The sequence below is a fragment of the bacterium genome (genome assembly GCA_030655055.1).
Taxonomy (GTDB): Bacteria; Edwardsbacteria; AC1; order AC1; family EtOH8; genus UBA5202.
This window is the reverse complement of the sequence record JAURWH010000001.1, coordinates 1-6,603: the sequence shown is the minus strand read 5'-3', so window position 1 is coordinate 6,603 and position 6,603 is coordinate 1. Positions and strand designations below refer to the sequence as shown.

General features: G+C 57.3%; 6 protein-coding genes. All 6 read right to left on the bottom strand.

What is annotated here, in order from left to right; genetic code table 11:
- Positions 1–32: 32 nt before the first annotated feature.
- Positions 33–245: a hypothetical protein gene (locus Q7U71_00030; GenBank protein MDO9390148.1), complete on the bottom strand. Its 213-nt coding sequence runs from the start codon at positions 243–245 to the stop codon at positions 33–35.
- A 33-nt stretch (positions 246–278) separates the two neighbouring features.
- Positions 279–749, bottom strand: a complete 471-nt coding sequence (locus Q7U71_00025; protein ID MDO9390147.1) for an ORF6N domain-containing protein — start codon at positions 747–749, stop codon at positions 279–281.
- A 95-nt stretch (positions 750–844) separates the two neighbouring features.
- Complete coding sequence (locus Q7U71_00020) at positions 845–4,066, bottom strand: cyclic nucleotide-binding domain-containing protein (protein ID MDO9390146.1); 3,222 nt, start codon at positions 4,064–4,066, stop codon at positions 845–847.
- 2 nt (positions 4,067–4,068) lie between these two features.
- The gene (gene nadD / locus Q7U71_00015; GenBank protein ID MDO9390145.1) at positions 4,069–4,659 is read right to left on the bottom strand and encodes a nicotinate-nucleotide adenylyltransferase; all 591 of its coding nucleotides are present in this window, start codon (positions 4,657–4,659) and stop codon (positions 4,069–4,071) included.
- A gap of 224 nt (positions 4,660–4,883) precedes the next feature.
- The gene (bamD, locus tag Q7U71_00010) at positions 4,884–5,594 is read right to left on the bottom strand and encodes an outer membrane protein assembly factor BamD (GenBank protein ID MDO9390144.1); all 711 of its coding nucleotides are present in this window, start codon (positions 5,592–5,594) and stop codon (positions 4,884–4,886) included.
- A gap of 110 nt (positions 5,595–5,704) precedes the next feature.
- Positions 5,705–6,603 (bottom strand): YifB family Mg chelatase-like AAA ATPase (locus Q7U71_00005; GenBank protein ID MDO9390143.1); only part of this gene is annotated, 899 nt, incomplete at its 5' end.

The window sequence follows — 6,603 nt, the reverse complement described above, 5'->3', positions numbered from 1 at the left end:
TCATCAAATCACTAATCCCCAATCCCTGTCAACTATTCCAGCCCGTCCAGTTCCACCGGTTCGTCCTTGGGGTGGCAGGTGCCGCACCAGATGGCGTCCGAGACCGCCAGGCCCTTGAGCTTCCCGGCCTTGTCCCGGAAGGAGTCTATCAGGTAGGGCAGGTTCTTGGCGTGCTCCTTGCACACCGAGCGCCCGCAGAAACTGCAGACCGCGTTGGCCGGTCGTTCGCAATGCCAGCATTCCATGATTATTGGTCTCCTGCGTAATTGTTAGTGCTGTTAATTTCTTTCAGGGTTGAAGCCTATCTTGGCTTTTCGGGATGCCGGCTCTTCTTTTTGTTTTTTAATGGCATTGACAATAGCCAGTATATATTTATCGTGCGTTGCAAGTTTGCGGTCGTGTTCGGCCACTTTTGAAGCCAATTCTCCGTTACTGGCGAGCAGGTTCCTTAAATAAACAAAGGCCCTTACCACAAAAACGCTCATCTCCACTGCCCGTTTGGAATTCAATACCGTTGCAGCCATGATTGCGCCATGTTCGCTAAAAGCATATGGCAGATAGCGTCGGCCGCCCCAACTTGAGGTGCCAATTCGGCACTTCAAACCCTCAAATTCAACCGGGCTTATCCTAAAGACAAAATCGGCGGGAAATCTTTTGATGTTTCTTCTTACTGCCCGGTTCAATGCTTTTGTTTCAACGCCATACAGTAACGCTAAATCCGCATCCAAGATTATTTTTTGATCGCGCAACTACAATATTTTAGATTGAATGATACCGATTGAATACTTTGCCATATCTACTTCACCGTTTTAAACAATTAACTTTAAACATACTAATATTTGAATCAACTTATCTTGTGCCGGGTATCCTTCAATCTGCGGCTGGAGGCCTGTTCCAAACTCTTGTAGAAATACAGATGCTCGCCCAGCAGGCTCTTGAAATCCTCCTTGTGCAGCTGCAGCACCAGGCCCTGTCCCTGGGAGACCACGCTGGCGGTGCGGGGCATGTCCAACAGCAGTGCGATCTCCCCGAAATACTCGCCCGGCCCCAATGCGGCCACCTTGTTCTTCTGGCCGTCCCGCTCCACCCAGACCTCGAACTGCCCTTCCTTGATGATGTAAAAGCTGTCGCCCATCTCGCCCTGGGTGATCACCGCCTCCCCCGGCTGGCAGCGCCTGGGGATCAGTCGGGAGGCGGCCATGGCCACCTGGGCCGGGGCGAATTCCGAGAACAGCGGCAGCTTTACCAGGAATCCCCGGTTCTCCAGCAGCCGGTCTATCCGGGGCCCCAGGTCCACCTTCTGGGACATTAAAAGTTCAAAGTCCGCCCGCTCCAGGGTCAGCAGCGAACAGTCGGACACAGCCCTGGCGGTGGCGGTGCGGGGGACCTTCTTGATCAGGGCGATCTCGCCGAAGTAGTCGCCCCGGGCCAGCAGGGCCGCGATCTGGGCCGGACCGCCGTCCTTTTGGATGGAGATCTCCACCTGCCCGGATTTGATGAGGTAGAACTTGTCGCCCTCCTCGCCCTGCCGGATGATGGTCTCGCCGGCCTTGCGCCGGTCCTCCTTAAGCCGGGAGAAGAACACCTTGGCCTCTTCCGGTGAAAGCTCCCAAAACCGGGCCACCCCGGTGATCACGTCCTGGGCGTCCTTTTTCTCCCGGGAGAGCTTTTTTAGGGTCAGGCCTTCGGACCAGCGGCAGCCGGACATCAGGTACTGCTGGGCGATCTCCCGCTCCTCCCAGTACAGGCTTTCGTAGGCGGTCTTGAAGGTGTTTTTGGCAAAATAGGACCCGGTGATCCGGGAGATGTAAAAATACATCTCGTCCAGCAGGCCCTTGAAGGCCGGACTCCGTTCCAGAATCCCCCGGTCCCGTTCGAACCTCTCTTCGCTCTTGTCGCCGTACAATCTGATGGGCCAGCCTTTTTCGATCAGCACCAGGTTCAGGCGGTCGTCCATGGCCTTGGCCGAAGACTCGCCGAAGAAGGCGGAAAAATGGGTGCGGGATAGCTTGTATATTTTAATGGCGGCCTGGCGCATCCGGCGGCGTTCGGAGTCGGCCGCTTCAAAGGTGGAGGTCTCGGGCTGCCAGGAGGTGCCCTTGATGATCAGGTACAGCCACAGCAGGGCCAACACCTGCATCAGGGCCGGGAAAATATCCAGCCGGGCCGGCAGCCGCCAGATGGTCATCACATTTTGGCTCAGCAGTCCGGTTAAAACGATCATCCAGAAATATTCCAGCGAAGAACCCTGGTTGTTCCAGTAAAGCGACAGCACCATTAAAAAAGTTGACCAGAGCAGCATTATCCCCAGAGCCTGGGGCAGGGAAAATCCCGGGTTGACGGCCATCAGCAGCAGCATCGCGATCCACAACGCCCCCCACAGCCAGCGCTGCCACTGCCGCCACCGCCTTAAGCTGGAGTAGGAGAACTGGCTGAACCCGGCCAAAGCCAGGGCTCCGGCCGATCCCAGCCAAAGGTAGGTATGGATGCCGGAAGTGAAAGAGGCCAGCCCCATTTGCCAAAGCGAAGCCAGCAGCAGGCACCAGAAGACCAGGGAAAGGTGGGACCCCCGGTAATAGGAGTGGACCCGCAAGAACACCAGCAGGGACATGGCCCCGAAAGGCAGCATCAGCAGGACCCTGGCCCAGTTCGGCAACAGGGCGATGATCAGGGCCGCCGCCCCAAAGAAGGCCAGCAGGCTCAGGGAAGCCAGCAGCGGTTTCTGGCGCACCAGTTTTAAAAGGTCCTGCCAGATGGCGGCCGCCAGTATCTGCAGCTTCTTACGCAGGGCCACCCCGAAGCCGATCAGGGCTAGCGCCAGTATCCCCACCAGCCACCACCGGGCCTGGTTGGTGGTGCCGGCCAGGAACTTGTGCCACATCCGGGCGGCCTGCAGCCGCCAGAAATACAGGGCGATGCCCAAGGCGAAAGCCGACCAGGCATAACTCCACAGCTTGAAGCCGGCGTAGATCTTTTCCTCCCGGGTAAAAGGCTCTTTGGCTTTGAGCTTGGCCTTGAGGCCGCTTTTGATGAACTGGGCGGCCTTGGTCTTAAGCCCGGGCAGTTCCAGCCAGTCCACCAGCATGTAGTAGCCGTCAAGTTCCAGGCTGGGGTTGAAGTTGGCGAAGACCGAGACGAAGGAAAGAAAGGCGAATTTGTAAAGCAGGGGGTTCAAAAATGATCCAGGCATCAGCACGGCCGCCAGGGAAGCCGCTCCGGCCAGGAAGGCCTGTGTATATGGCCCCACCAGGGAGATGAACAGCCTCTGGTCCTTGGGCAGCAGCCAGGCGTCGGTGGTGTCCACATAAAAGGCCGGGAACCCCAGATACAGGATGGTCCCCCCGCTGTTGACCTTCCGCTTGTAATGCTTGCAGGCCAGGGCGTGGGACATCTCGTGGGTGATCACCGCCAGGTAGTTCAGCAGTACCAGGATGACCAGTCCGGTCAGATAGGAGCCCGAGGATTTTAGTACGCTGTACTGGCCGCCTTTGACCAGTACCGCAAAGGAGGCCAGGCCGGCCAGGATCACCAGTCCGGAGATTATTTTTACCGGCAGGGAGAAGAAATATTTGAAACCGCCCCGGTACAGCATCCCGGCCAGATTGTCAAAGTTGGGGATGGGCCATTGCCGCTGGGGAAGGTTCTTTATCAGATCCAGTATTTTGACCACCGGCTTCTGGTGTCTGATCCTCTGGGCCAGGTTCTTGTAATAATTGGAAGGTTTTTGGACCAGGAACCCTCCGGCAAAAAGCTCCTGGTAAAGCGTGCCGATGCGGGAGAAGGCCAGCGACCCGAATTTCCGGAAATAGTCCACCAGGATTTCCTGGATGGTCTTCCGGCCGGTGAAGGATGAGTAAAGAAAGTAGTCTTTGAGCCCCAGCTTGATGTAGCCGCTGCCCTCCGGGGCCTTGACCACAAAATATTCCTGGCCCTGGCGGTCGGCAAAGCAGGCCTCCTCGGCTCCAGGCTTTAGTTGGGGCTTCTGTTTGGAGAAATCCAAAGTGGCAACCAGCCGCTGCCAGATGGAAACGGTTGCTGTCCCGGTTGATGTGGCTTGGTCGGTCATGGTCACTGGTATAGTTTTTTGTTATTGATGTAGCGGGCCGCAGATTCCGGCACCAGATTACGGATGGGCTGGGAGCGGCGGACCCTGTCCCGGATGACGGTGGCGCTGATGTCGATCAGGCTGACCGGCAGGAACCGGAGCATCTTCCTCCAGCGGGGCTCCACTTCGTTCCGGGAATAACCGGGGCGGCTCAGCACGCAGACCGTAGCCAGGTCAAAAAGTTCCTGCGGTTCCTTCCAGGTGGAAAGCAGGACCGCCTGGTCCATCCCCAAAAGCAAAAAAAGCCCGGCCGTCTTGTACTTTGACTTCAAGGCTTTTAAGGTGTTTACGGTGTAGGATGCGTTCTTTGACATAATTTCTATATCCGAGACCCGGAACAGACCATCGCCCCTGACCGCCAGGCGCACCATCTCAAGGCGGTCTCTGGCCGGGGACAGTTTCTCCCCGCCCTTGTGGGGAGGCTGTCCGGCCGGGATGAAGACCACCTGGTCCAATCCCAGCTTTTCCGCCGCCTGCCGGGCCACGATCAGGTGGCCAAGGTGGATGGGATCAAATGTCCCGCCGAATATTCCTATGCGCTTGGGTGTTGGCATTTGGTTTTCATCGAAAATTGCATGGAATTACATTTATAAGGAAACCAGGAATCGCAGGAATCAACCAGGATTCCTATTGTCATGAATTCCCATAAAATATATTACTTGACCCTGTCAATAACAAAATATTTTCCTGTCCTTCATGGTTTCCTTATAGTTTCGGTGTGTCCCGAGGGTTAGAAAACACTGCAAGAATGGCATGGCTTCCTTAGATGGTTCCTCCGCTACTTGCCTTGGCTGCTGTCGGCGGCGGCCGGGGTGCTGTCCGGCAAGGCAGGCTGGGCTTTTACCGCAGCCGGGATCTGGCCCAACAGTTTTTTGGCCTCCTGGGCCCAGCGGGTCTGGGGATACTGGGTCATCAGGTTTTCCAGGTATAATTTGGCCGGAGCGTAACGCTTCATTTTAAAATATATCCGCCCGGCGTCGAACTCCTTGTGGGCCAGCTTGTCCTCGATGTTGCCCTTAAGCTGGCGGGCTTCCGGGGCCCAGGTGGTGTCGGCCAGGTAGGTGAAATAGAGGTTCAGTGACTGTCCGGCCTTGACCGTGGTCTCGCTCTGGTCCAGGGCGTAGCCCGGCGAATCCTTGTAATAGCACAGGGCTACCTTGAACCGGGCCTCGTCGTCGTAGCGGCAGGGCGAGTAGGTGTTCAGGATCTGCTGAAACTCGGCGATGGCTCCGGGATAGTCGCGGGTCCTTAGATAACACTCGGCCAGGAAGTAGTTGGCGTCCAGAGCCAGCTTGCTGCCGGAGTAGTTGAAGACCACGGCCTTGAAATCATCCATGGCGTCCACGTATTTTTTGTTCTGGAAGAACTGCTGGCCCCGGGCGTAGTAGTCGTCGGCCTCCATTTTTTTCACCATCGCTTTTTTGCCCCCGCAGGAAACCAGGCTCAGTGATGCGATCACTAGAATAAGCGGCAATAAGTATTTTTTCATTTTGTCCTTTATGTATATTGGCTTTGTTTGGTTTTTTCTAACTTTTCCAACCTTTACAACTTTTACATCCTTTACCACATTTACTGCCGTTGCTTCATTGCGAACCTTCGTTACTGTCCCCATACGTTTCTATCCAGGCTCCGGTACTGGATGGCCTCGGAGATATGGGTGGCGTTGATGTCCTCCGCCCCGTCCAGGTCGGCGATGGTGCGCGAGACCTTAAGTATCCGGTCGTAGGCCCGGGCCGAAAAACCGAACTTGCTGATGGCCGCCCTTAAGAGTTCCTCGGAGCCGGAGTCTATCCCGCAGTGCTTGCGGATGTCCTTGGTCTGCATGTGGGCGTTGCAGTAGATGTGGCGCCGGCCCTGGTACCTTTCCAGCTGCATCTGCCGGGCTGTGTCCACCCGCTTCTGGATCACCGCCGAAGGCTCGCCCGGCTCCTTCTGGGACAGCTCCTGGTACTTAAGCGCCGGAACCTCGATGTGGATGTCGATCCGATCTAAAAGAGGCCCCGAGACCCGGGACAGGTACTTTTGGATGGACTGGGGGTTGCAGCTGCACTGGTGGCTGCTGTCGGTGTAATAGCCGCAGGGGCAGGGGTTCATGGCCGCGGCCAGCATGAAGGAGGCGGGAAAGGTCAGCGACATGGCGGCCCGGGAAATGGTGACCTTCCCGTCCTCCAGGGGCTGGCGCATCACCTCCAGCACATTCTTGTTGAACTCCGGCAGCTCGTCCAGGAACAACACCCCGTGATGGGCCAGCGAAACCTCGCCCGGCCGGGGATGGGCGCCTCCGCCGATCAAGCCGGCGTCGCTGATGGTGTGGTGGGGCGAGCGGAAGGGCCGGGTGGCCACCAGGGCGGTGTGGGGCGGCATCAGGCCGGCCACGCTGTGGATCTTGGTGGTCTCCAGGGCCTCGTCCAGGGACATCTTGGGCAGGATGGTGGGAAAGCGGCGGGCCAGCATGGTCTTGCCCGACCCCGGCGGCCCGATCATCAGGATATTGTGGC